This window comes from Pseudomonas sp. microsymbiont 2 (genome assembly GCF_054788395.1).
In genome coordinates this window covers 2,780,173-2,804,106 of the sequence record NZ_CM139112.1, presented here as the reverse complement: position 1 = coordinate 2,804,106, position 23,934 = coordinate 2,780,173, and the positions used below count along the sequence as shown (strand labels likewise).

Here is a 23,934-nt window from a genome sequence, read left to right as displayed (position 1 = left end):
CAAGCTCCAGAATTTCAGAAACAGAAATCGATAGTGGGCAGCTCGACGGCCTGTCCGGCCGGCTCTGTGATCAGCGCATCAAGGGTTTGCGAAGGGTCGGCCAACAACGCATCCAGCAATGCCAGATAGGTATCGCGAAAGCTGCCTATCGTGGGCGCAAGAAACAGATCGGTGCTGTACATCCAGGCCGCCGTGAGTTGCTGCGGCTGCTCGCTGATCTGCAGGTTGAGCTCGAAAATCGTGCTCTGCGTTGCCTCGGGGACCCAGCGTGGCTGGCCACCGAGAAAATCGATCGACTCAAGCTCAGTGTTTTGCAGGGCGAACAGGCTGTCGAACAACGGGTTGCGGTTGGGTTCACGCACCACTGGCAACTCTTTCACCAGCGCGTCGAACGGGTAGATCTGATGGTCGAAAGCCTGATTGGCGTGTGCGGCAACCTCCTGGAGGAACTGGTCAAAACCCAGGTGCCCCGGCAGTGCCAGACGCAGGCACACGGTGTTGACGAACATGCCCTGCATGCCTTGGCTTTGCGCCAGGTTGCGGCCCGAGACCGGCGTCCCGAGGGTCACATCCCGGGCCATGCTGACACGCGCCAGAAACAGGCCGTAACCGGCCAGCAAGACCTGGAACAGGGTGACGTTTCGCTCCCGGGCCAAGGCCCGCAACGCTGTGGTGCGCAGGGTGCCGAGCTCGAAATCGAGCCGGCCGCCGGCATTGGATCGCTTTGCCGCGCGAGGACGATCACAAGGGATATCCAGCGGCCTGAAGGGCAAGCGATACACCTTGTGCCAATACGCCCTGGCTTGCGTCAACAGCGGTGCTGCCGCCCCCTGGGAGATCCATTGGGCGTAGTCCTTGTAATGCAACGGCGGCTCGGCGACCGGCACGCCGCCATAGGCCAGGGCCCATTCCCGGAACAGCATGGCCAGGGAAAAACCGTCAGTGATGAGGTGATGGATATCGAACACCAGCGCGGTACCGCCGCTGTGCCGCACCAAGGCCGCTCGCCACAACGGCGCATGACTCACCTGAAACGGGCGAACGAACTCCCGCACAAATGCCTCGACCGTGCCGAGATAGTCATGGACATTCAGTTCGACCGGCACGTGTTCATGGATCCGCTGCCAGGTCGAGGCGTCTTGTTGCTGGAAATCCGTGCGTAATATTTCGTGGCGTTGCACGAGCGCCTGCAAGGCACCCCGCAATTTCGTCACGTCCACTGTTGCGGGGAGAGCTACCACCATCGGCAAATGATAATGGGTGGACCGATCGTCCTTCATTTGCTCGATGTAGACACGGTGCTGTTGCGCTGAAACCGGATAGAGCGGTTGTTTACCCGCAGCGCTCATTCCCTCGACAGGCAGCGCCAAACGCCTTTGCGCCGAATCCAGGTAAGCCGCGACCTGGGCAATGGTCGGGGTGGCCAGCAACTGCGCCACCGGGCAGCGCAAGCCCAAGGCGTGTTCGATACGCCCCGCCAATAGCGTCGCCGTCAACGAACTGCCCCCCAGCTCGTACAGGCTGGCATGGACCCCCACCTGCGCCATGCCCAGCGCCTCGGCCCATAGCCGCGCCAATACCTGCTCGGTGTCAGTCGATGGCGGCGTGGCATCAAGCGTGCCGCGGGTGAAATCAGCAAGCTCAGGCAGCGGCAGCGCCGAACGGTCGACTTTGCCATTGGTCGCCAGAGGCAAGCCCGCGAGCCTGACAAAGGCTGCAGGTACCATGTGCCCTGCCAGCTTCTGAGCCAGCGAATGCCGCACACGGTCCATGGACCCAAGGTCATCCAGGGTCACGTAGGCCACCAGCACACGCTCCTGGGTCACCGGTTGTCTCAGCACTGCCACCAGGGCTTCACGAACATGTTCCAGCGCCAGCAATTGCTGTTCTATCTCACTGGTTTCCACCCGAAAACCACGGATCTTCACCTGATGGTCACGGCGTCCGAGAAACTCGATACGACCGTCCTCCCGCCAGCGCGCCATATCACCGGTGCGATAGACCTGGCGCCCACCAATGCCGGCAGCGGACTGAAACGCTGCTTGCGTCAGCTCCGGCTGATTCAGGTACCCCAGGCCCAGGCCGTCGCCACCGACCCACAGCTCACCTTCGACACCGATCGGTACGGGGTAACCAAAGCGGTTGAGGATGAACGCCGTCGAATTGGCGATAGGACGCCCGATGGTAATCGGTAGCCCATCGGCCTGCGTAACGGTGCAAGCCGTGGAAATCACCGCGTTTTCGGTCGGCCCGTAGGCATTGACCAGGCGCAACTGGGTACAGGCGTGCAGCACCCGTTGAACGTGCGAAGGGGAAATGGCGTCCCCACCGACCAGCAACTGGCGCAACGGTTTGAACAGCGCCGGATCCTGTTCGGCCAATTGGTTGAACAGCGATGTCGTGATCAGCGCGCAGGTGGTTCGATGGGTGGCGAGGAAGCCGCCCAGCGCGGTCGCATCGAGCAATACGTCGCGATCAACAATCTGCAGGCATCCACCGTTGAGCAGCGCCCCCCAGACTTCGAAGGTCGCCGCATCGAACCCGATGGCCCCCGCTTGCAGCATGCAGGTGTGCTGATCAAGCTCGACATAGTCAGGGTTGCAAACCAGGCGCATCACGCCCCGGTGGGTCACAATCGCCCCCTTGGGCCGGCCTGTGGTGCCGGAGGTGTACATGACGTACGCCGCGGTGGCGGCGCGGTCAGGGGCCAGGGGCGCGGGATCCGCTGGCGGTTGGCAGGCAAGGTCGGCGACGGTCAGGATGCGCCCGGCAAATGCCTCGCGCCCTTGCATCTGCCACGCGCCATCCACCAGTAGATGCCCCGCGCCGCTGTCACGCAGCAGGAAGTTGATCCGCTCTTCGGGATAGTCCGGGTCGATCGGCAGATATACGCCGCCCGCCTTGAGAATCGCCAGAGTCGCCACCACCATGGCGGGCGCGCGCGGCATCAGCAGCGCCACGATCTGGCCTGGGACAACACCCTCGGCGCGCAGGCGGGCCGCAAGACTGTTGGCCTGCTGCTCCAGTTGCTGATAGGTCAAGCCGTGCGTGCGGTGCATGACCGCGCAGCGCTCAGGAAACTGCTCGGCAATCCGCGCAAAACGCTGTTCGATGGTCAGGCTCCGCGGGTAGTCACGCGCGGTCTGGTTGAATCCTTCGAGCACCTGCGCCGCCTGCTCGGCCGGCAAAGCCTGCATCTCACTCATGAGCCGGTCAGGCGCTTGTGCCAGCAGTCGATAGACATGCGCCAACTGACAGGCATACCGCCCGAAAGCGCGTGCATCCATGGCCAGATCGCTGCGCAGGCACAGTTGTCCGGCCGCACCGGCTATCGTGATTTGCTGCCAGTTACGCGGCGCGTCGTCTGGCACCTCGGCGCCGGTGGACGCGATGTAAAGCGCGGTCTCAGGCATCGGGCCCAGTTGCCGTTCAATCTGCTGCGCAAAGGCCAGGAACGCCTCGGGCAGCTCGACATCGAGCTCCAGGACCTGCGAAGGCGCATGGGTCACCAGCCGTTCAAGCTTGATCTGCGGCTGTTGGCTATAAACCTGGATCAACCAGGCCCATCCCGCCAGAAGCAACGCCGGGCTGAGGGTGGTTGCGCCGGAATCCGTCAGGTCCAGCGTTTGTTCGCGAACGACGCTGTCGTCGAGGGATGCGTGGATATTCGTCATCACAGGTCCACGCTCGACTGTTCAGCGCCAGAGGCGTGCAAGAACCCCAGCAGATTGCGAATCGTCTGCTGGATGTAGATCTCGCGCATGGGAATCGAAGGCAGATGCTGCTCACGCAACATGGCATCGATGCGCACGGCATAGAGTGAGTTGCCCCCCAGCGCGAAGAAGTTGTCATCCAGGCCCACCGGCACGCCGAGTACCGCTTCCCAGATTGCGACCAGGCTCATGGTCACGGCATCGCCGTCAGCCACAGCCTTCTTCTGCGACTGGAGTGACTGCACTTGCACCATCGGTGCCGGCAAGGCCCGCACGTCCAGCTTGCCATTGGCCGTCAGTGGCAAGACGTCGAGCACGGTGAAGGTGGAAGGCAGCATGTAATCCGGTAAGAACTTGCCGGCATGCTGACGCACGTCCTGGGCGCTGCCGCCATTGAGCACCAGATAAGCATCCAGTCGCGCCGACGCGGCATCGCCGGCCTTGCCTTGATTGAGCACCACGGCGGCCGCGACCACCGCACTGGCCTGCAACAGCACCGAGCGAATCTCATCCAGCTCGATGCGAAAGCCCCGCAGTTTGACCTGGCTGTCCAGGCGGCCAAGGTGTTCCAACCGGCCATCGGGGCGCAGGCGCCCTTTGTCGCCGCTGCGATAGAGCCGTCCCGTATCACAAGGCCTAGTGATAAAACGCTCGGCGGTCAATTGCGGCTGATTGAGGTACTCCAGGGCAACCCCGGCACCGGCGACACAGATCTCACCGCTGATCCCTGGCGGCAGCAATCGACCCGCTTCATCCATGATGTAGACGTGCCAGCCATCCACCGGCCGCCCCACCGAACGCGTGGCCTTGAGGGCCTCTCGACGGGTAATGGTCTGTGCCGTGACATGCACCGTGGTTTCAGTGATGCCAAACATGTTGACCATCCGGCACGCGGATTCGGGGTGACGATCGAACCAACGCACCAGCATCCGGGCGTCCAGAGGCTCACCGCCAAACACGACCAGGCGCAATGCCAAGGGCTCGCCACTGTGCTCGTCGGCCTCGATCAACTGGGAAAATGCCGAAGGCGTCTGGTTCAGCACGCTGACCCGCTCACGCACCAGCAGTTCGTGAAACTCCCGGGCCGACCTGGACACCCAATAAGGAACCACCACCAGATGCCCACCGGTCAACAGGCAGCCCCACATTTCCCAGACCGAAAAATCAAACGCACTGGAGTGGAACAGCGTCCAGGTATCGGACGCGGACAATTTGAAGTCCTTTTGCGTGCCGGCCAGCAGGCTCATCAGGTTGCAATGGCGAACCACCACACCTTTAGGCTTGCCGGTGGAACCGGAGGTGTAGATGACATAGGCCGGCGCTTGCGCGTCGCCAGTTATCGCCGGGGCAACCGACGGATAGTCGACGCTGCGCTCGATGATGGCCTGGGGAGACAGCAACCGCACCGGGGTCGGGAACTCCGACAGGGTACTGACGACCAGGCTTATACGGGCATTTTCCACGGCATAGCCCAACCGTTCGGCAGGGTACGCGGGGTCGAGCGGCACATAGGTGGCACCGGCCTTGAGCACCGCCAGCAGCATCACGACCAGTTCCAGGGAACGCTCCAGGCACACGCCGACCAAGTCCCCCTGCACAACCCCTTCGGCGCGCAGCACATGGGCCCACTGGGAGCTCTGCTGGTCCAGCGCTTGATAGCTCAGCTTCTGGCCTTCGAACGACAGCGCCAGGGCATCGGGATAGGCACGGGCTTGCTCGGCAAACACCTGCTCAATGCGCTGGAGCGGATCCGCCCCCCTCACCGTGCGCCCCAGCGCCCCCACCTCCAGGGCATGCTTGTCGCTGAGCAAGTGCAGGCTTTGCACGCGGTGCTGCGGGTTGGCGAGCAGTTGCTGATGAACGAAGACCAGTGACCGGGCAAAGTGCCGAATGACCTCGCCATCAAACCCGCGGCAATGGTAGGAGCATTCGAGATAGGCCTGGCCTTCAGCATCCCGAGCGCGCAGGAACAGCAGCGAATACAGGCGGCTCAACGATGACTGATAGTCACTGAAGGGGATCAGGTCGGCCTGGGCATCGTGCACGATCATGGCAGGCACAAAGGCCTTGAGCAGGCCCGCAGGCGCTTGCTCCAGACGTGGCAGCCGCGCTTCGATGTCTTCCAGCAACCCTGCGCACGGGCCCTGAGGCTCAAGGCTTATCGGCAGGTGCACCAGTCGCTCGCAGGCGCCCAGGGCATAAGGCGAACGCTGGCTATCGATTACCAGCGTCGCGACCTCGCAAGGCTCCATGTCACCGTATCGACTCAGGGTCACCGCCAATGCCGCCAGCCAACTGGCCGTGCTGCCGATTTCGTCCTGCGCCAATGCCAGACGGAAACGTTTGCGCAGCGGCGCCTGGTCAGGCTCGCCAAGCGCCCATTCCGGCACGGGAAAACGCTCATCCTCAAGGCTTTCGTCATCAAGCAGGCAGGTGCCCGCAGCAGGCTCGCCGACCAAGCGAAGCGCCAGTTCGCTACCGCCCAGCAAGGCATCCCCCAGCAGCATCAGCGAACGCAAATCCAGTTGGCTGCGACGCCCGACGAGGATCAAGTCGCATACCTCATCCTCGTACTCCAGCAACACTGCCCGCAACGCAGCCGGGCTGGAGGACGAAAGTGGCTTGCGCAGTTGCGCACGGCAGTGAGCTACCGCGATGGCGTCGCCGGATTGGCCTGCAACGGCTTCATGCCAGAGGATGGCAGGCACAGGCGCGGCGCCCGCATGGCCATCAGGCAAGTAGCGCATGACCACACGAGCATAATGTTGTTGAAGCTGTGTAACGCAGGAAACGCCACTGATCCTGTAGCGCAGGGCATGGCAATAGGCGCCATCGCGGCTCTTCGCGCCCACGACGGCGGAGCGCTGAAAACCACCAGGCTCAGTCGATACAGCAGTGCTAGGTAGAATGTCCATTTTGAACCTGCCCTCGATGCTCCTGGATATACGCCACCAAGAGCCCTGGAAAATGATGAAAAACGGGCGGACTTCAACGGGCAGTAAAACCGCCGTCGACCGTGATGACGCTGCCAGTCACCTGGCGGGCGTCATCGGACGCCAGCCAAACCGCCGTGGTCGCGATGCTCTCTGGCTCAATCAAGGCATTCATCGGCTGGGCCTGGACGAAGATTTCCTCATGCTCGCCGGGAGGCACTTCAAGTGAGCGGGCGATCTCCGACAGCATCCGTCCTTCGACCTTGGGATCGTCCCGCACCGAGCCTGGGCAGAGCGCATTGACCCGAACCTTGAAGGGGGCGAAGTCCAGTGCCGCCGCCTTGGTCAAGCCGACAATGCCGTGCTTGGCGCTGACGTAGCCGGCGAAATTGCGGTATCCCACCAACCCTGCGGTCGACGCGATATTGATGATGCTGCCGCTGCGCTGGGCCAACATGCAGTGCCCGACAGCCTTGATCATTCGCCAGGCCCCCGTCAGGTCGACGTCAATCATCAGTTGCCACTGCTCTTCGGTGATTTCGTGGATCATTTTTCCCGAAGGCGCGGCAATGCCCGCGTTGTTGACCAGCACATCGACCCGGCCAAAGCGCTCCAGGGTCGTGGCAATCGCCGCATCGATTTGTGCATCGTTGCGCACATCGACCGGGGCGGTCAGCACCGAGACGCCGTGCTCCCGGCACAGTTGCGCGGTGTAGTCCAGTTGGCTGCGGTTACCCAGCGCATAAGGGACACCCTCAATGTCCGAGGCCACATCCAACAGCACCAGGTCAGCGCCCTGCGCGGCAAAATGAACGGCACAGGCGCGTCCCAGTCCACGGGCCGCCCCAGTAATCACCGCCGTCTTGTCAGCCAGCCGCATGGGCAGCCTCCGGCGCGACGCGCGACAAGGCTGTGTGGATGGCCTGCAATACGGCGCCTGGGTTTTCACTCAGGTACATATGCCCGCCCTCCACTTCCAGGGCGGTGAAGGCGGCCGTGGTGGCGCGGGACCACTCTGCGGCCTGCTCGCGGGTGACCAGGTCATCCTGCGCGCCGCGAAGTGACAGCACAGGCACGGGCAACGGCTGATCCGATTCCGGCAGGTAGCCCTCATGCAGTTCGACGTCGGCACGCAGGGAAGGCAGCAGCATGGCGCGCATATCGGGGTTGTTCAGCGCCGGGTGGTTGTAGCCGGCGAACGAGGCAACCTGCGCCAGGAACATGTCGTCGCTCAGGCCTGTCGCCCGCGCCTCACGGGGAGACATGGGGCCCGGCGAGCCGCTGACGACCAGATGGACGACCTTCACTGACGGCTCGGAACAGAGTTTGCGCGCCATCTCGAATGCCAGAACGGCCCCCATGCTATGGCCGAAAATCGCCACTTCAGCGCGTCCCGCAAGGAGTTCCAGAACTTGCGCCAGGCTACCCTCGATGGCGTCCCTGACCGACCGGTAGGCCGGCTCGACAAACCGTCGCTCACGGCCCGGCAAGGTCACCGGCAGAATTTCAAAGAGATCACCCGCCAAGGCTTTCCATGGCTGGAAGACAGAGGGACCGGCTCCGGCAAACGGAAAGCACAACAATGGAACTTTAGACATTCTGCACCTAGATAGAGATTATCCGAGACAATTAATAACGCGACTTGAAGTGAAACTTAATCAAGGAACAGCGACAACAAAAACACAACCACCGCCCACTTGAACGCAGACCCGCAACTTGCCATTTTTCGGCAAATGCTTTTCCGAGCGCACACGAGCACCCAATACAAGTTGTATGAGTTACTGGTTTTAAAAAATGTAACTGCTCGAACGAACAGTCACAACTGAACAAGCGGAGCTTAATTAAAGCCTTGCGCGTACTGGCGGCACATCCCCACTGACTGCGTCTTGGAAGGGTTGCCTATCAAAGGCCTGGACGAAGGGTTAGACGCAATGACTGGCCAAGTATGGCCCGCGGCGAAGAGCGATGCCGAGGCTGGCCGCTCGCTACAACGGCACGTACCTACTAATATCAAGTCCCTGACACACATGATGTTTCTCCCAGAATCGCTTCCAATCTCGAGCCGAAAGGCACGCCTGGAAAAAGCCGACGAACATGTGTAACCGTCGTTCCAGGAAAAATCAACCGACCCAACCGATAAAGAAAATTTCACCTATGCGTTTGGTGAATTTCATATGCCTTTAGTGAATTTCACTACCTGCGTGCACAGTGCTTGGAAGCGATGCTGCGCATTCGCTTACTGTAGAACTGGTTTTCGCGGAGCGGTCCGGCAATGGAAGAAACATCGTACGCGATCACTTCGATACACCAGTTTGCTCGACTGACGCTCAGTGTGCCGATTCGCGAAGACGCGACCCTCATGATGTGCGCCAGGGCTCCATCGACAAAACCCAATACCAGGTTCAGCAATGGTGTCATGATGAAACCCTGATCGGCGCCAACCTCCGTCACCACGGGAATCAACCCCGTGGTCAGCAGTAATCCATCAACATGATGTTCAAAGGAGCAGGATTTCATGGCAGCACTGGATAACGTTTTTCATGGCCTGCACCAGCAAGGGCTGCTGATCCTGGCCAACGTGGCTGATGCTGGCGGCGCGCGCCTCGTCGAACGTCTGGGTAGCAAGGCAGTAGCCACCAGCAGCGCGGCGATGGCCTGGTCCCACGGCTACCAGGACGGCAACAAGCTCCCGCTGCGGTTACTCAGCTCCACCATCGGTTCGATGACTCGGGTACTCGGCGTGCCACTGACGGTAGATATCGAAGGGGGTTATTCGGACGATCCCGAACAGGTCGCCAAAGTCGTCGAGGCCGTCATCGCCGCAGGCGCGGTGGGCGTCAATATCGAAGACGGCGTGGCCTCCCCCGAGCTGCTCGTGCACAAGATCGACGCCGCCAGGAGGGTTGCCAATCAGCATGGGATCAACCTGTTCGTGAATGTGCGCTGCGACGTCTACCTGAAAAACCTGGTGCCCGCCGAGCACCGCCTGGAAGAGCTCCTCAAGCGCGCCGCACGGTATGCCAACGCGGGCGCGGACGGATTGTTCGCCGCAGGCGTCGTTGAACCCAATGAGATCGCCGCGGTGTGCCGGGAGTCGAGTTTGCCGGTCAACCTGCTCTGGCGCACAGGGCTGGCTGCTCCCGACGAGCTGCAACGTCTTGGTGTCAGACGTCTGAGTGCCGGCTCGAGCATCGCCGAGTGCTTGTATGGCGCCATGGATGGATTGGCCCGCCATTTCCTGGAGAGTGGGCAACTCGAGACCCACGACTTCAAGGCCCATACCTACGGCGAGCTGAACGCACTGATGGCACCTCAGACCGATTGACCTGTTTGAGTTCAGACGTAAGGACAACGCTCTATGGCAAGCGCCCTCGCCTACGCCTAAATGTGTCGTTGCCTCCCAGGCCAACCAGCGTATGAACGGAGCCGGCTGCAAGGCCTGTGATGACATCATCGTTATCGCTGCCCTGCGGGCCGGGCTTGGCGAACCCGTTCAGATCACCCCGTGATAAGGGTCGATTTTTTTGGACTGCGAAGAGATTCGCCGTCCATTGATCGCCTACCGCTGCTCCATTATTAACTGGTTTCTCGACCAGCGCGGCGAAAGCTTAATCGATTTGCCCAGCAGATCAGCTGAGATGCTCGGCACATTCACAGACATTGGTGGAATTTCAATCTGTTGGTTGACTCGGCCAGATGTCACCATTTTTAGCATTTTGCTCGTTTCTTCTTGATTGCCGGGCACCGCCCGCTCAATCGCGCCAACAATATCAAGCGGTGTGAAAGCAGAAATTTTGCCAAGAATCGTCGCGCTGCCTAAAGCCCCCGTCAGCACCGGGTTGCATGTTACGAAAACATGGGGATTCTGTACAAGAAGCGCCTCGAGCGGCCCAGGTGAAAGCTGTCCTGTCACTTGAATCGGGTCGAAACTTATATTCAAGTCCAGGTCATCTCCCTGTGAAGCGTCTGCCGGGGCTACATGCCCGACTATCGTGGTGCGAGCGCCAAGTAGAGCTCCGTTCAAGTGAAATGGAACAGTGCCCGGGGTCGGGCAAACCAGGACGAGACCAATTTCGTAGGGCTGAAAGTGAAGATCACCACTCATTTCCAGAGCAACGCTCGGAAGCATCTGTAGCGTCATGGTGGCCTTGTTGGGATCGTAGTCGAGCGTGGGCTCTGTAATTGAAGCGTCCGCAAGTACTCGGGCAGAGCCACTGATTGAACCGATGCCATCAAGCTTCTGAATGGCCCGAATGGCTTCGTTGACGATGTTGCAGCCCAATTTTTCCAATTCACGCAGCGTATTGCAGGCAGCTAATTTTGTTTCTTCGGCTACGTCGCAGGCTGCCTTCTCGGCGGTAGCCTGGATGTTGCATGCTCCGCGCTGAGCTTCCTCACGAACATTGCACAGCGCTTCGGATGCCTTACAGACGGGATCATCCCAAGATCCACCAAACGGTAAGCCTCTTCTGCAGTCATAGTTGCAACTATTCCGACTGCAGCTCCGTAGCCGGCAATCGTTTGTTCGCCGGCATTCTTTATCAGCGGCGCAACTGGCCTGTAGATCACCAGTCAACCTGAGTTTGCCGCTGTCGTAGGGAATACTCCCGCTATCCACGTGTCCTGCAATCGAGATATTGTTTTGCTTCAGCGTCCGATTGATCAAGGATGTGACCCAGCGCAGTGACACCGTACCCAGCAGCTCAGGTACCTGAGCATCAGGAAGCGAATAAGGCGGCAGGGTTGTCTCCCAACGAGCCTTGAAAGCCTGATCGACCATTGATGGGGTGATTCCTACAAAGACGCCGATATCGCGTTTCTCAGCTGCCAGAGCCGCTTTGGAGACGGCTTCAACAGCCTGGCTAATAGCAATGTTGGGGACTGCATAATCGTAGCCCAGCACCTGGTCTTGGAGCTCTGGCGCTTCAAGCACGAGTACTTTTATACCCTCGGGGCTGATCCGAGGAATCAGCAATAGTGCACCTGGCTTGGCAGGTACCAGCGTCTCTGGCCGCACCTTGATATTTCCGGTCGAAACCGCCACCGGCGCGAGGTCAGGTAGCGGTAAACTGATCGGTTTCTCAACCAGGGCAGAGTTAATGTACGGCAGTAACTGAGCGACCACGTCGTTCACGGAGGTCACAAAGGGTTGAATAGAGATTGGCCCACCCACATGTTGCAGATGCTGTAGCGTGATGCTGCCAACCACCAGGCGGTAGTACAGCTTGCCATCTTGAGAGGCCAGTACCCCACCACCCTGTACCGTCCCTTCGTAGTTAAGATTTGCCCCTTTTATCACGCCTTTCACAGGAAGGGTTACTGAGACAGTTTGCTCGCCGAGCTGAACCACCGGTTCGCCGAAATCCGTATCCTCAGTATCCTTGAGTGCCTCGACAAGCCCGGCATGTATTCCATCGAGCAACGTTCTCGAGCTCACCAAAGCGCCAGCGGCCACGTCCCCGAAGCTTCTAAGCGAGAACAGCGTTTGGGCCAATGCTGTTTGCTGAAGATCCTCGAGCTTGATCGGCGTGAAACTAGGTTTAAGCAAGCGTTCGAGCAACGCATCCGAAAGGAAGAGACCGGCATCACTGCGCCTTTCTCCTGATCTAATGACTGCGGACTTGCTCCAGAAAGCACTTCTGTACGCCTCAAATGAGTTGGAAGTCGGCAATATTTCTGTCTTCTTCACAGTGCCTGGGACGTCAACCTGCCCCAATAGATGAACGCCGCTGTCATCCACCAAAACTGCTATTGGGCCAAGGCGAACCGAAGGCACCACGACGACCCGGCCGTCGGGTAGAGTGATGGGAACCGGAGACGCGGGCAGCCCGGTAGCCGCTTGGTCTATCGGATACTCAAGAGGCTTTATCTGACCGTTGACGTTGGATATATACCGAGCCAGTAGCGCATTGATGGTATTGGCGATCACCCTGTCTGGTGTCCACCATCGGTCGAGGCTCAAGCTTGTCAGCTCCGCGCTCTCGAGAATTGGCTGAATGGATGCAGTTTGACCGCTGATGCTTAAAACGCTCCACCCTTTGAGTCTTGCCCTGAAGGTCCCGCCAGGCTCGGCCATGGACCCTTCAACTTCAGCAGTAACCGTTAGACCTTGTTCATCTGGGGCGACCTCTGCGGAAAGAACTCTCAGCTCACCAGAGTTAAACGTACTCAGACTATGGGCAACAGCCTCGCTCAGGGCTGCTCGCGGAATATTGAATAGCAAGCCAGGAGATTGAATGGTCGCCAACTGAGCATCGGACCGGCTCACTGCTTCCCGCTTGGCCTCTGCATGGGTTATAGGCGGGAAGTTGCTTTCAACCATCTCGTCTGCTTGGCGAAGCAAAAGCGAGCAACCTGTCTGGGTGATAACAGCAACGAGAAGAGGGAGGATTGCAAGCAGGCGAGAAAGTAGGAATGAGTGGCGTTTCATGGCTCCCCCCTTGCTATCATCAACCCTATTAGGGTTGCCAAGGCACCGCTTTTTAGCAACGGTAGTACCTTATAGAGGGATGTCAAAACGACATCCCCTGCTTCTCTTGGGTGGAAATGCCGTTGCTACGCCGCTCGAGTGCAGGACTTCACGAATGTTCTTCGGCAGCACTGAGGGACTTTGGCTCAACGAGTAAAGTCGAGCCACCTTCAGAACGTTGGTCGCGGACTGCTTCTTGAGCATGGCCATCGACTACCAGTTCTTGGCGCATGGCGTAGGAGATGCCAGCCCTACATGGCTGGCTCAGGCGATAGTGGCGCTACCAGGAGCAAGACTTGCCAGCAACGTCCACCATCGGCACTAAAACTCCACCTTGCCCCGACCTGCCTTGACCGTGCTCCGCCTGGCTTTTCCTTCGAGGCGGCGGGTCCTAGAACCGAGGGTAGGCTTGGTCGGACGGCGTTTCTTCTCGGTCTTGCCGGCAGCGATGATCAACTCGGCAAGACGCGCCAGTGCGTCGGCACGGTTCTGCTCCTGGGTGCGGTACTGCTGGCCCTTGATGATCAACACGCCATCGCCGGTGATGCGACTGTCACGCAGCGCCAGCAATCGCTCCTTGTAAAACTCGGGCAACGATGAGGCCCGGATGTCGAAGCGCAGGTGCACGGCACTGGACACCTTGTTGACATTCTGCCCACCCGCGCCTTGCGCGCGAATGTAGGTCAGTTCGATGTCGGCATCCGGCAGATGCACGTTATTGGAGATGGTCAGCATGACAAGGTCCTTGTGATTACCCTGCATTATCACAGCCTTCGTCGCTCTCCCACAGAACAAAACACGTTTGACCTCAATCACAATGATCGAGACGTTCTGATCCGCCCGTGCCAAATAGGCCTCCCAGGCCATTTTCTGCATTGAGGCTTTTGATCAAGGATGTGCAGTGTTGCCCAGCACCACGCCCTGGATGTCGAATTGCTTCTCAGCCTGGGCTCACTGTCAGCGCTTGCAGGGGAGCGAGCGATCAAAAGCGGACAGTCGTGCAGACATCTGCGAGCCACGGTACTAACTGGCTTTCAATCTATCGCGCACGAACTCGATAAAGCGCTGGGTCTTGGCAGGTAATAACCGCGTCTCAGTGAGTGCGTACACGGACACCGACGACGCCTGCCACTGCGGCAAGATACGCCGCAACTTCCCCTCAGCCACATCCTGTGCGGCAATCAACTCCGGCAGCAACGTGATCCCCAGATCCAGTGACGCCAGACGCCGCAGCATCCCGACGCTGTTGAGTTCGAAACGTCCGCCAATATCGACCTGTTCGCTTCCACCTTGGCCCGTGAGCGTCCAGCGATCCGAATCTGGGCCACGTAGTCGCAAGCATTGATGGTGGGGGAGGTCCGAAGGCAATTGCGGTTCGCCCGAGGTTTTCAGGTATTGGGGGGATGCATACAGGAAACGCTGAAGGCTCACCAGTTTTCGGGCGATCAAGTTAGAGTTTTGGGGCTCGCCCATGCGGATCACGACATCCACGGGCTCGCTGATCAAATCGACCTGGCGCGGGGTGAGGTCGAATTCAAAGCTGATGCCAGGGTAAAGCTGAGCGAACTCGGCGATCAGTGGCGCCAGGTAGACATTGGCGAAATCCACAGGAAGTGATGCCCGTAACAACCCGCTCGGGCGCGCCAACATTTCCCCCAACTGCTCATGAGCAAGCCTAGCCTCGTCGACGATCCGTTTGCAGCGTTCGTAATACAGTTGCCCGGCCTCGGTCAGCTCGATCTTGCGCGTCGTACGGTGAAGAAGACGCAGACCAATGGCTTTCTCCAGGCCGCTGATACGGCGCGAGAGCGTTGAGTTCGGCATGTCCAGTGCCTGCGCTGCCCGTCGGAAGCTACGTACCTTCACAACCTCGACAAACAACGCCATGTCATTGAGATACTCCAACACATTGCTCCACCAGTGGATCAGTGATTTCAATTTTACCGGATTTATCCCGAATTCGGATTGATCAATCATAGCCACCTCACCACTGAGGCGCAGCGCAATGAACGCTCTTTTTTCCGAAGTCAAAGTAGGCCCTTACACCCTCTCCAACCGCATGGTCATGGCACCAATGACCCGTTCGCGTTCTGATGCTGCTGGGGTGCCATCTGATCTGGTCACCACTTACTACGCCCAGCGCGCATCGGCTGGCTTGGTTATCAGCGAAGGTGTTTTTCCAGTTGCCATGGGCAAAGGCTACGTTCGCACGCCGGGTATCGAAACCGCAGAGCAGGTGGCTGCCTGGAAGAAAGTCACCAACGCCGTTCACGCTCGCGGCGGTCGCATCTTCATGCAACTGATGCATTGCGGACGTGTGTCTCACCCGTCGCTGCTGCCAAACGGTGCACAGCCTCAGGCGCCTTCGGCGATTAAAGCAGCAGGTCAGACTTACACTGCGACGGGTCTGCAAGACTTCGTCACCCCACATGCTCTGACCGTTGTCGAGATTGCCGAAGTAATCGCGGGCTATCGTCAAGCGGCACGCTTGGCAATCGAAGCCGGTTTCGACGGTGTCGAGCTGCATGCGGCTTCGGGCTACCTGCCAGAGCAATTCCTTTCCACCGGCAGCAATCAGCGCGACGATCAATACGGTGGCTCAGTCGCAAACCGCGCTCGCTTCGTACTGGAAGTGCTCGCCGCGATGGTCAGCGAAGTGGGTGGAGATCGTGTGGGCATCAAGATCTCGCCAGAAATGAACTTCAACGACATCGTCGACGCCAACCCGCAAGACACCTACACCCATCTGGTCGCTCAACTGCGCGAGCTGAAACTCGCCTACCTGCATGTCGCGCTGTTCGCTGCCAAGTTCGACTACCACGCCGCCCTGCGTCCTCTGTTCGATGGCAGCTACCTGATCGGCAGTGGCCAAACCAAAGAAAGCGCTCAAGCGCTGATCGCCGAGGGTAAAGCCGATGCTGTCGTATTCGGTGGCGCATTCCTGGCCAACCCCGACCTGCCAAAACGCTTTCTGGAAGACGCCGAGTTGAACGTACCGAACAAAGGTCTCTTCTACGCCCCAGGCGCTGAAGGCTATATCGATTACCCCGCCATGTCCGAAGAGGCGTAAGGAGGCCGTCATGTCATCCAACGCACGTTTGCAGGGCATGAGCCACGGTAGCCGATTCAAGGCCTTCACGCTGCGTGGCGGCCAGTATTCCAGGCCAATCGATCCATTCCTGGGTATTGATCACGCCCGGATCAGCGGACCAACGTTCTTACCCCACCCTCGCGCAGGCTTTGCAAAGCCGCAGTGGGTCTTCCACAGAAGCAGATCGGGTAGTAACCCTGGCCGCAAGAAAGGGTAACGCCAAAGCCGCCCTGCTTTCAGGCATTGCCCTCCATCAGCCCGTGTTCTGGAAAGGGCACTGGCACTCGCTTGCGAGAAGGCCTTGGCCAAAGCGACTGCAGGTTACCAGCGCGGTGCGTTTGGCAACCTGCAAGTCGCCGATTCAAGTAGAGCAACCCCAACCGGGGTGATGCACCCCACGCACTCTCCAGGAGAATGACCATGACGTACGAAAAATTCAGTGCCGACAATGCGGCCCTGCTACTGATCGACCATCAGGTTGGCACCATGGGCTGGGCGAAATCCATGCCCTTTGCAGAACTCAAGCGCAACGCGCTGATGCTGGCGAAAGCTGCTCGCATCTTGAAGCTTCCCGTGGTGCTGACTTCCAGCATGGAAGAGTACGCGCAGGGGCCTCTGTTGAGCGAACTGGAAGGGATCCTTCCGACTGAATTTGCCGGTCGCATCAAACGCCTGGGCATTGTCAACGCAATGGACGATGAGAACTTCGCCGCGGCGGTGCAAGCTACAGGTCGCAAGAAACTCATCATCGCCGGCGTGACCAACGACGTCTGCACGGTATACCCAGCGCTGTCGCTGGTACGCGATGGTTTCGAGGTTCAGGTCGTGGCCGACGGTGGTGCTTCCCCTACCAAAATGGCTGACGACATCGCCTTGCGTCGTATGGACAAGGCCGGTGTGACCCTCACCACCACCAACCAGCTGATTGCCGAACTGGCAGGCAGCTGGGCTACGCCAGAGGGCGGCCAGTTGGTTCAAGTGCTGATGGAAGCATTTGGCGAGTGACTCTCCAGTCTTGACCAGAGGAGCCTGTTACAGGGTTCCTCCGGTCAAACTCCGGTGAACGATGGATATAAGTTGGCGACCAGAGGCCCGGCCAATGAAAGGTATCAGTCTCGCACTGGCGCCTTGGAAGGAGGGAAACGTGTCTCCTCAGTTGCTGATCTAAAACGCTGTATCTGAGAAAGACTTTCCGATTTTGCGTCAGTTCGCCAGGCTGAACCTGGAACGTATTCCCGAAGAAACCACCATCCTCAACTTCCGTCGTCTGCTGGAGAAACATAAGCTGGCCGTTGGCATCCTCGGAGTGATAAATATCTGCCTGGGGGATCGTGGCCAGTCGCTGCGCCAAGGCACCCTTGCCGATGCCACGTTGATCCACGCGCAGAGTTCGCCCAAGAACTTCGCGCCCACTGACTGTCTCTATAATCCGACTGTTCAAACGCACCAACCGACCAAGACAAGACACCTGGATGGACAAATACGCACCCCGACAATGGCTGCCTCACGAGAAGCCCTCGATGCCGGGTTCGCCGTCAACGCCCCTGCACAGCCCCCCCAAACGCCTGGCGTTCGGCATGGTCGGCCTGCTGGTGGCGATCACCGGTGGCCTGGGCAATGCCCTGGTAACCGCCAACCTGCAGTTTCTGCAAGGCGCGCTGGGCGCGACCACGGCAGAAATGGCCTGGCTGCCGGCGGCCTACGTCATGACCAATGTGTCGATGAACCTGCTGCTGGTGAAGTTTCGCCAGGAGTTCGGCCTGCGCGCCTTCACCGAGATTTTCCTGGTGCTGTACGCCTTGGTGACATTCGCCCACTTGTTCGTCAACGATCTCAACTCCGCGATCGCGGTGCGCGCTGCCCATGGTCTGGTTGGCGCGGCGTTGAACTCGCTCGGCCTGTACTACATGATCCAGGCGTTCCCGGCCAAGTGGCGGCTCAAAGCCCTGGTACTGGGTCTGGGCGCCTCGCAGCTGGCGTTGCCGCTGGCGCGGGTGTTTTCCGAAGACCTGCTGCAGATTGCCGAATGGCGTGGCCTGTACCTGTTCGAACTGGGCCTGGCACTGGCCGCCCTGGGTTGCGTGCTCATGCTCAAGCTGCCACCGGGCGACCGCTTCAAGACCTTCGAGCCGTTGGACTTTCTGACCTTCCTGATCATGTCCAGCGGCGTCGCCCTGCTCTGCGCGGTGCTGTCGCTGGGGCGCATCGACTGGTGGCTGGAAGCGCCGTGGATCGGCATGGCCCTGGCCGCCTCGATCGCCCTGATCATCACTGGCCTGGCCATCGAGCACAATCGCCGCAACCCGCTGCTGATGACCCGCTGGCTGGGCAGTGGCGTGGCCCTGCGTCTGGCCTTCTGTGTGATCCTGATCCGCATGGTCACCTCCGAGCAATCCACCGGCGCGGTGGGTTTTCTGCAGGCGTTGAACCTGGGCAACGAGCAGATGCGCGACCTGTACTGGGTGATGCTGCTTGGCGCGGTTGCGGGGCTGGCGGTCAGCGCCCTGACCATCAACCCGCAGCACCTGGTGCTACCGCTGTTCATTTCCCTGGCGCTGATGGCGACCGGCTCGTTCATGGACTGCTCATCGAGCAACCTGACCCGGCCGTCGCAAATGTACCTGAGCCAGTTCCTCCTGGCCTTCGGCAGCACGTTCTTTCTCGGCCCGACCATGGCCTTGGGCATCAGTCACATCCGTACCAACCCGCGCAACCTGGTGAGCTTCTCGGTGATGTTCGGTATCTGCAACAACCTTGGCGGCCTGATAGGCGCCGCCTTGTTGGGGACCTTCCAGATCGCCCGGGAGAAATTCCATTCCAGCTACCTGGTCGAGCAACTGACCCTGCTCAATCCCCAGGTGCTCAGCCGCATACAAGGTGGCGCAGCGTCCTACGCCGGGGTCATCGCTGACCCGGCCCAGCGCACCTCGGTGGGCAACCGCCTGCTGGCCAACGCCGCCACCCGCGAGGCGAACATCCTCGCCTACAACGATGTCTTCATGCTGATCGGCAGCATCGCGATACTGACCATGCTCTGGATATTCATCCGCAGCCTGTGGCTTTGGTACGCCAGCCGCACCGCCAGCAGCCTGGACACCTTGGACCCTAGCCGTGGTACCCCTGCACAATGAACCAACCGACCACCACCACCACCACCACCACCACCACCACCGCCATTGCCGAAACCCCCGAAGGCGTTGCCCCACCGCCCAACGCCGCCAGTGAACAACGCTCAAGGCGCCAGCGCGTACTGTCATCGATGCTCTTCGCCAGCGTGGCCATCGTCGGCGTGCTGGTGGTGCTCTATGCCTGGCGCTTGCCTCCCTTCGGCAGTGCCATCGAAAGCACCGAGAACGCGCTGGTACGCGGCCAGGTGACCCTCATCGGCCCGCAGCTCAGCGGCTATGTGTTCGAGGTGCCGGTACAGGACTTCCAGTTCGTCAAGGCCGGTGACCTGCTGGTGCGCCTGGACGATCGCATCTACAAGCAACGCCTGCACCAGGCCCAGGCGCAACTCGAGCAACAGCAGGCGGCGCTGGCCAACAACCTGCAGCAACGCAACAGCGCCGAGGCCACCATCCTCCAGCGGCAGGCGGCGATCGTCGACAACGAGGCCCAGGTGCAAAAGAGCCGCGCCGACTTGCAACGCAACGAAGCGTTGATTCGCGACGGCTCGGTGTCGCGCAGCGACCTGGACATCACCCGTGCCGCCAATGCCCGTGCCATGGCCGCCCTCGCCCAAGCCAAGGCGGCCCTGGAAATCGCCCGTCAGGACTTGCAAACGGTCATCGTCAACCGCGACTCGCTGCAGGCTTCGGTGGAAAACGCCAGGGCGACCCTGGAACTGGCCCGCATCGATCTGGACAACACCCGGGTCACCGCCCCGCGTGATGGCCAGCTGGGGCAGATCGGCGTGCGCCTGGGGGCTTACGTCAACTCCGGCGCACAGTTGATGGCACTGGTGCCCGATACCGTGTGGGTGATCGCCAACATGAAGGAAACCCAGATGGACAAGGTGCGTATCGGCCAACCGGTGACCTTCACCGTCGATGCGCTCGACCACCTGAAACTGCACGGGCACGTGCAGCGCATTTCACCCGCCACCGGATCCGAATTCGCCCTGTTGCAGTCCGACAACGCCACCGGCAACTTCGTCAAGATCGCCCAGCGCATCCCCGTGCGCGTCAGCGTCGACCCCGACCAACCCCAGGCACAGCGCCTGCGCCCGGGGATGTCGGTGGTGGTGAGCATCGATACCCGAGTCGTCACGGAAGAGGACCGCAAGGGGCGCTGAAAGGCCTGGAGCACTTCTTTCGCAATGTGCTGGCGCTGGAGCGCTTTGAGGATGTGGTACCTGTACTGATCAATCCGCTGGTGCCGCAGTCGCCGCACTAGCCTGTAGGAGCGGCCTTGTGTCGCGAAAGGGCCGCTCAGCGGCCCCAGGATTTCAGCGTTGATGCAAAAATCGCCGGGGCCGCTTCGCGGCCCTTTCGCGACACAAGGCCGCTCCTAAAGAGAGATGTGCAAGCCCGTGGGTTACTGGCTCGCCCAGCGCAGCCGGCAACCGCGGGGTTTGCTCGACGCTTCCTGGCTCACCACCTCGCGCCACCAGCGCTCGCCGGTACGCGGCAGGCGCAGGTCGACCCGCTCGCCCATCTTCGGAGTGGCCACCGGCACACCCTCATGCTCCGCCCACTCCAGCACCTGCTCGAAGGGCGCATACCAGGCATGCAACGCCAGGTCGAAGGTGCCGTTATGGATCGGCAGCAACCAGCCCCCGCCCAGGTCCAGGTGAGCCTGCACCGTCTGCCGAGGGTGCATGTGCACATAGGGCCAGTGCTCGTCGTAGGCGCCGGTTTCCATCAGCGTCAGGTCGAACGGCCCGAAGCGCCGGCCAATCTCGGCGAAACCAGCGAAATAGCCGGTATCGCCACTGAAGAACATCCGCAGTTGCGGCGCCTCGATCACCCATGAGCACCACAGCGTCCGGTTGCCGTCGCGCAGCCCCCGGCCGGAGAAATGCTGGGCCGGGGTCGCCGTCAGGCGCAAGCCGCCCGCTTCGAGCCCTTGCCACCAGTCCAGCTGGTGGACCTTCGCCGCCGGCACGCCCCAGGCCAGCAGGCGGTCGCCCACGCCCAGCGGAGTGAGGAAGCGCTCCACCTTCGGCGCCAGGGCCTTGATCGTCGACCGGTCCAGGTGGTCGTAATGGTCATGGGAGAGGATGACCCCGCGAATCGGCGGCAGCTCGTCCAGGGTCAGGGGTGGCGCATGGAAGCGCTTGGGGCCGGCGAACGAGAACGGCGAGGCGCGCTTGGAAAACACCGGGTCCGTCAGCCACCAGCCACCTTCGAGCTTGAATAGCACCGTGGAGTGGCCCAGGCGGAACAGGCTGGCATCCGGCGCGGCGTCGAGCTGTGCGCGGGTCAGCTGCAGCACCGGCACCGGCGCGCGCGGCACCGTGAACTTCGGCTTGTTGAACAGCGCGTTCCAGATCGTCCTGGCATCGGGCTCGGGCATGTCCGCCGGGCGCGGTGACAGGTTGTGAAAGCGCCCTTCGCGGGACTGCGCAGAGTCGCGGTGCTGGAAGACCGGTGCATGGCGTTTCAAGGTGCTGACCTCATACGAGCGCAAGGGGGGAGCCGACAGTATAAGAACCCTCGCCGTGACGACCTTGCCCAATCCAACGAGGTCCATGCCCGATTCTGCGCCCGTGCACGCCCGACACTGCCTGGACAATCTGCCGCACCTGCGCCGCGCAAGCGTCAATGCCAGCCAATGACGTGAGACTCAGTTAAGGCGCAAGCGGCGAATGTCGCGTTGGGGCGGTTCGCCAAAAAGCCGGGCATATTCACGACTGAACTGCGAGGCGCTTTCATAGCCGACCCGCGCAGCGGTCACGCTGGCATCCAGGTTCTGCGTGAGCATCAACTGACGGGCTTCCTGCAGGCGTAGTTGCTTCTGGTACTGCAGCGGACTCAAGCCGGTGATCGTGCGAAAGTGCTGGCGCAACGTCGAAGGGCTCATATGGCAGCTGGCGGCCAGTTGTTCGATCTTCAGTGGTTCGGCGAAGTGGCGCTTGAGCCAGTTGATGGCGCCGGCGATCTGCTGGCTGGGCGCTTCCTGGTTGATCAGGTGGCGCAGTTGCGCGCCATGGGGCCCGGTCAGCAGGCGGTAGGTGATCTCGCGCTGGATCAGCGGGGCCAGGTACGGCAGCAGCACCGGGTCCGAGAGCAACTGCACCAGGCGCAGCACGGCATCCAGCAACCCCTCGGCCAAGGGCTCCACGGCCATCGAGCAGAAGCCACCGTCGCGGCTGGGCGAAGGCAGGCGCAGTTCAGTGGCCAGTTGCAGGATGTCCTGTGGCACCAGGTTCAGCATCAGGCCAAGAAACGGCTCGGTGTGGCAGCCCTCGACCACCGCGGATACCACGGGTAGATCGACAGCGGTCAGCAATGACTGGCCCGGCCCGAAACGCAGGACTTGCTCGCCGGACACGACCTGCTTCTCGCCCTGGGCGGTGATCCCCAGTCCCAGGCCGTAGATGCAGTGCATGGGTTGAGTGACAGCCCGGCGGCGGTGCAAGGTCAGGCCGGGAATGGCCGTCTCGTAGTCGCCGTCCGAGGGCGCGACGCGGGCGATGGCCTGGGCCAGGGCGCGACTGTCGACAAAAGACGGCCGCAACGGTTCGAAAGGCGCGTTCATGGGCTACCTCGGTGGACGTTTTGCTGGGGCCGCGCAGGCAACCCGATCAGGCTGGCCAGCCGATGGCATCACTGCAGATGCTTGCGCAGGAAGGGCACGGCCTGCGCCATGGCCAGCGCGACAGGTTCGGGCTTGTCGTACAGGTCGTAGTGCGACCAGCCTTCGGCCACGTAGATCTGCTTGTCGGTGGAGGCCGCCCGGCCGTAGATTTCCCAGCCATCACGGTACGCGCCGAAAGCACCCGGCTTGTCGCCGATGACCACCAGCAGCGGCTGGGTCAGCAGCGATTCGGCATGGAGGAAGGCATCCCAGCCGAACGCCGCGCTGTTGAACGAGAACAGGCCGCTGGTGGCGCCGTTGGGCTGTTGGCCACGCGGGGTCTTGTAGTAGTCGGTCGCTTCGAGCACGTCGATATCGGTGATGCCCGCCTGGCGCCCCTCCTCGACCGAGTTCGGCAAGTAGTTGATCACGTTGCGCGCGCCGCCCTGGGCTTCGGCGGTGCGCTGGGCGGCCATGGCCTGCAGCGCCGCGACCGGCTGGAAGTTGCTGAAGCCTTCGCGGATCAGGCGGCCGAAGTTGACCCCGGTGATCGACACCAATGCCTTGATGCGGTGGTCGGTGATGGCCGCATGCACGGTGTAGGCACCACCGCCGCAGATGCCGATGGCGCCGATGCGCGCCGGGTCGACGTAGGGCAGCGTCACCAGATAGTCGATGGCGTAACGGATATCGGACACGCGGATCGACGGGTCTTCCATGAAGCGCGGCTCACCGCCGCTGGCACCCTGGAAGCTGGCGTCGAAGGCGATCACCACGAAGCCCTCCTTGGCCAGGCCCGCGCCATAGACGTTGCCTGAGGTCTGCTCCTTGCAACTGCCGATCGGGTGGGTGCTGACGATGGCCGGATACTGTTTGGCAGGGTCGAAGCCTGGCGGCAGGTACAGGTCTGCGGCGGTCTCCCAACCCAGGTTCTGGTAACAGACGTGCTTGATGGTGATATCGCTCATGGGTTTCTCCAGATAGGTC

The 23,934-nt window shown here is 60.9% G+C and carries 16 protein-coding genes and 1 pseudogene; 6 read left to right on the top strand and 11 right to left on the bottom strand.

The window, feature by feature from the left end:
• Positions 1-14: 14 nt before the first annotated feature.
• The 5 genes from ACYUME_RS12675 to ACYUME_RS12655 all read right to left on the bottom strand — a co-directional run bounded on the left by ACYUME_RS12675 (position 15) and on the right by ACYUME_RS12655 (position 9,163).
• Complete coding sequence (locus ACYUME_RS12675; protein WP_460419164.1) at positions 15-3,674, bottom strand: amino acid adenylation domain-containing protein; 3,660 nt, start codon at positions 3,672-3,674, stop codon at positions 15-17.
• Positions 3,674-6,460 carry an amino acid adenylation domain-containing protein gene (locus tag ACYUME_RS12670; protein ID WP_460419162.1) on the bottom strand — a complete coding sequence of 929 codons (2,787 nt, stop codon included), beginning with the start codon at positions 6,458-6,460 and terminating at the stop codon, positions 3,674-3,676. The genes ACYUME_RS12675 and ACYUME_RS12670 overlap by 1 nt, the downstream gene beginning before the upstream one ends.
• 241 nt (positions 6,461-6,701) lie before the next feature.
• Positions 6,702-7,526, bottom strand: coding sequence for an SDR family oxidoreductase (locus ACYUME_RS12665; protein WP_279880115.1), 825 nt, complete (start codon positions 7,524-7,526; stop codon positions 6,702-6,704).
• A complete protein-coding gene (locus ACYUME_RS12660; protein ID WP_279880118.1) occupies positions 7,513-8,244 on the bottom strand; it encodes a thioesterase II family protein in 732 nt (243 codons plus the stop codon). Before ACYUME_RS12660 ends, ACYUME_RS12665 begins: the two co-directional genes overlap by 14 nt.
• 595 nt (positions 8,245-8,839) lie before the next feature.
• Complete coding sequence (locus ACYUME_RS12655) at positions 8,840-9,163, bottom strand: hypothetical protein (RefSeq protein WP_460419160.1); 324 nt, start codon at positions 9,161-9,163, stop codon at positions 8,840-8,842.
• On the opposite strand from ACYUME_RS12655, the gene ACYUME_RS12650 reads away from it, so the two are divergent.
• A complete protein-coding gene (locus ACYUME_RS12650) occupies positions 9,162-9,971 on the top strand; it encodes an isocitrate lyase/PEP mutase family protein (protein ID WP_460419158.1) in 810 nt (269 codons plus the stop codon). The genes ACYUME_RS12655 and ACYUME_RS12650 overlap by 2 nt on opposite strands.
• Positions 9,972-10,205: 234 nt before the next feature.
• On the opposite strand, the gene ACYUME_RS12645 is transcribed toward ACYUME_RS12650, so the two are convergent.
• From ACYUME_RS12645 to ACYUME_RS12635, 3 genes are all read right to left on the bottom strand, one after another.
• A complete protein-coding gene (locus ACYUME_RS12645; RefSeq protein WP_460419156.1) occupies positions 10,206-13,076 on the bottom strand; it encodes a hypothetical protein in 2,871 nt (956 codons plus the stop codon).
• Between the two features lie 360 nt (positions 13,077-13,436).
• Positions 13,437-13,850 carry an alternative ribosome rescue aminoacyl-tRNA hydrolase ArfB gene (gene arfB / locus ACYUME_RS12640; protein WP_460419154.1) on the bottom strand — a complete coding sequence of 138 codons (414 nt, stop codon included), beginning with the start codon at positions 13,848-13,850 and terminating at the stop codon, positions 13,437-13,439.
• 288 nt (positions 13,851-14,138) lie between these two features.
• On the bottom strand, positions 14,139-15,020 hold the full coding sequence (locus ACYUME_RS12635; RefSeq protein ID WP_460419350.1) for a LysR family transcriptional regulator: 882 nt from the start codon (positions 15,018-15,020) through the stop codon (positions 14,139-14,141).
• A gap of 100 nt (positions 15,021-15,120) precedes the next feature.
• Here ACYUME_RS12635 and ACYUME_RS12630 point away from each other — a divergent pair, with 100 nt between their 5' ends.
• The 5 genes and pseudogenes from ACYUME_RS12630 (at position 15,121) to ACYUME_RS12610 (ending at position 20,500) form a co-directional block, all read left to right on the top strand.
• Positions 15,121-16,185 carry an alkene reductase gene (locus ACYUME_RS12630; RefSeq protein WP_460419153.1) on the top strand — a complete coding sequence of 355 codons (1,065 nt, stop codon included), beginning with the start codon at positions 15,121-15,123 and terminating at the stop codon, positions 16,183-16,185.
• A 441-nt stretch (positions 16,186-16,626) separates the two neighbouring features.
• Positions 16,627-17,211, top strand: coding sequence for an isochorismatase family protein (locus ACYUME_RS12625; RefSeq protein WP_460419152.1), 585 nt, complete (start codon positions 16,627-16,629; stop codon positions 17,209-17,211).
• 190 nt (positions 17,212-17,401) lie between these two features.
• Positions 17,402-17,608, top strand: a pseudogene (locus tag ACYUME_RS12620) (IS5/IS1182 family transposase); the annotation flags it as partial.
• A 70-nt stretch (positions 17,609-17,678) separates the two neighbouring features.
• Complete coding sequence (locus ACYUME_RS12615; protein ID WP_460419150.1) at positions 17,679-19,337, top strand: MFS transporter; 1,659 nt, start codon at positions 17,679-17,681, stop codon at positions 19,335-19,337.
• Complete coding sequence (locus tag ACYUME_RS12610; protein ID WP_460419149.1) at positions 19,334-20,500, top strand: HlyD family secretion protein; 1,167 nt, start codon at positions 19,334-19,336, stop codon at positions 20,498-20,500. The genes ACYUME_RS12615 and ACYUME_RS12610 overlap by 4 nt, the downstream gene beginning before the upstream one ends.
• A gap of 242 nt (positions 20,501-20,742) precedes the next feature.
• On the opposite strand, the gene ACYUME_RS12605 is transcribed toward ACYUME_RS12610, so the two are convergent.
• From ACYUME_RS12605 to ACYUME_RS12595, 3 genes are all read right to left on the bottom strand, one after another.
• Entirely contained in the window at positions 20,743-21,813 is a 1,071-nt protein-coding gene (locus ACYUME_RS12605) for an MBL fold metallo-hydrolase (protein ID WP_460419147.1), read from the bottom strand.
• Between the two features lie 180 nt (positions 21,814-21,993).
• Positions 21,994-22,908, bottom strand: a complete 915-nt coding sequence (locus ACYUME_RS12600) for an AraC family transcriptional regulator (protein WP_460419146.1) — start codon at positions 22,906-22,908, stop codon at positions 21,994-21,996.
• A 68-nt stretch (positions 22,909-22,976) separates the two neighbouring features.
• Positions 22,977-23,915 (bottom strand): alpha/beta hydrolase, encoded by a 939-nt coding sequence (locus tag ACYUME_RS12595; RefSeq protein ID WP_460419144.1) that lies wholly within the window; start codon positions 23,913-23,915, stop codon positions 22,977-22,979.
• Positions 23,916-23,934 lie beyond the last annotated feature (19 nt).

Coding starts and splice junctions, on each gene's coding strand:
- ACYUME_RS12675 (WP_460419164.1), bottom strand. CDS start 3,674: ATGACGAATATCCACGCATCCCTCGACGACAGCGTCGTTCGCGAACAA.
- ACYUME_RS12670 (WP_460419162.1), bottom strand. CDS start 6,460: ATGCGCTACTTGCCTGATGGCCATGCGGGCGCCGCGCCTGTGCCTGCC.
- ACYUME_RS12665 (WP_279880115.1), bottom strand. CDS start 7,526: ATGCGGCTGGCTGACAAGACGGCGGTGATTACTGGGGCGGCCCGTGGA.
- ACYUME_RS12660 (WP_279880118.1), bottom strand. CDS start 8,244: ATGTCTAAAGTTCCATTGTTGTGCTTTCCGTTTGCCGGAGCCGGTCCC.
- ACYUME_RS12650 (WP_460419158.1), top strand. CDS start 9,162: ATGGCAGCACTGGATAACGTTTTTCATGGCCTGCACCAGCAAGGGCTG.
- ACYUME_RS12655 (WP_460419160.1), bottom strand. CDS start 9,163: ATGAAATCCTGCTCCTTTGAACATCATGTTGATGGATTACTGCTGACC.
- ACYUME_RS12645 (WP_460419156.1), bottom strand. CDS start 13,076: ATGAAACGCCACTCATTCCTACTTTCTCGCCTGCTTGCAATCCTCCCT.
- arfB (WP_460419154.1), bottom strand. CDS start 13,850: ATGCTGACCATCTCCAATAACGTGCATCTGCCGGATGCCGACATCGAA.
- ACYUME_RS12630 (WP_460419153.1), top strand. CDS start 15,121: ATGAACGCTCTTTTTTCCGAAGTCAAAGTAGGCCCTTACACCCTCTCC.
- ACYUME_RS12625 (WP_460419152.1), top strand. CDS start 16,627: ATGACGTACGAAAAATTCAGTGCCGACAATGCGGCCCTGCTACTGATC.
- ACYUME_RS12615 (WP_460419150.1), top strand. CDS start 17,679: ATGGACAAATACGCACCCCGACAATGGCTGCCTCACGAGAAGCCCTCG.
- ACYUME_RS12610 (WP_460419149.1), top strand. CDS start 19,334: ATGAACCAACCGACCACCACCACCACCACCACCACCACCACCACCGCC.
- ACYUME_RS12600 (WP_460419146.1), bottom strand. CDS start 22,908: ATGAACGCGCCTTTCGAACCGTTGCGGCCGTCTTTTGTCGACAGTCGC.
- ACYUME_RS12595 (WP_460419144.1), bottom strand. CDS start 23,915: ATGAGCGATATCACCATCAAGCACGTCTGTTACCAGAACCTGGGTTGG.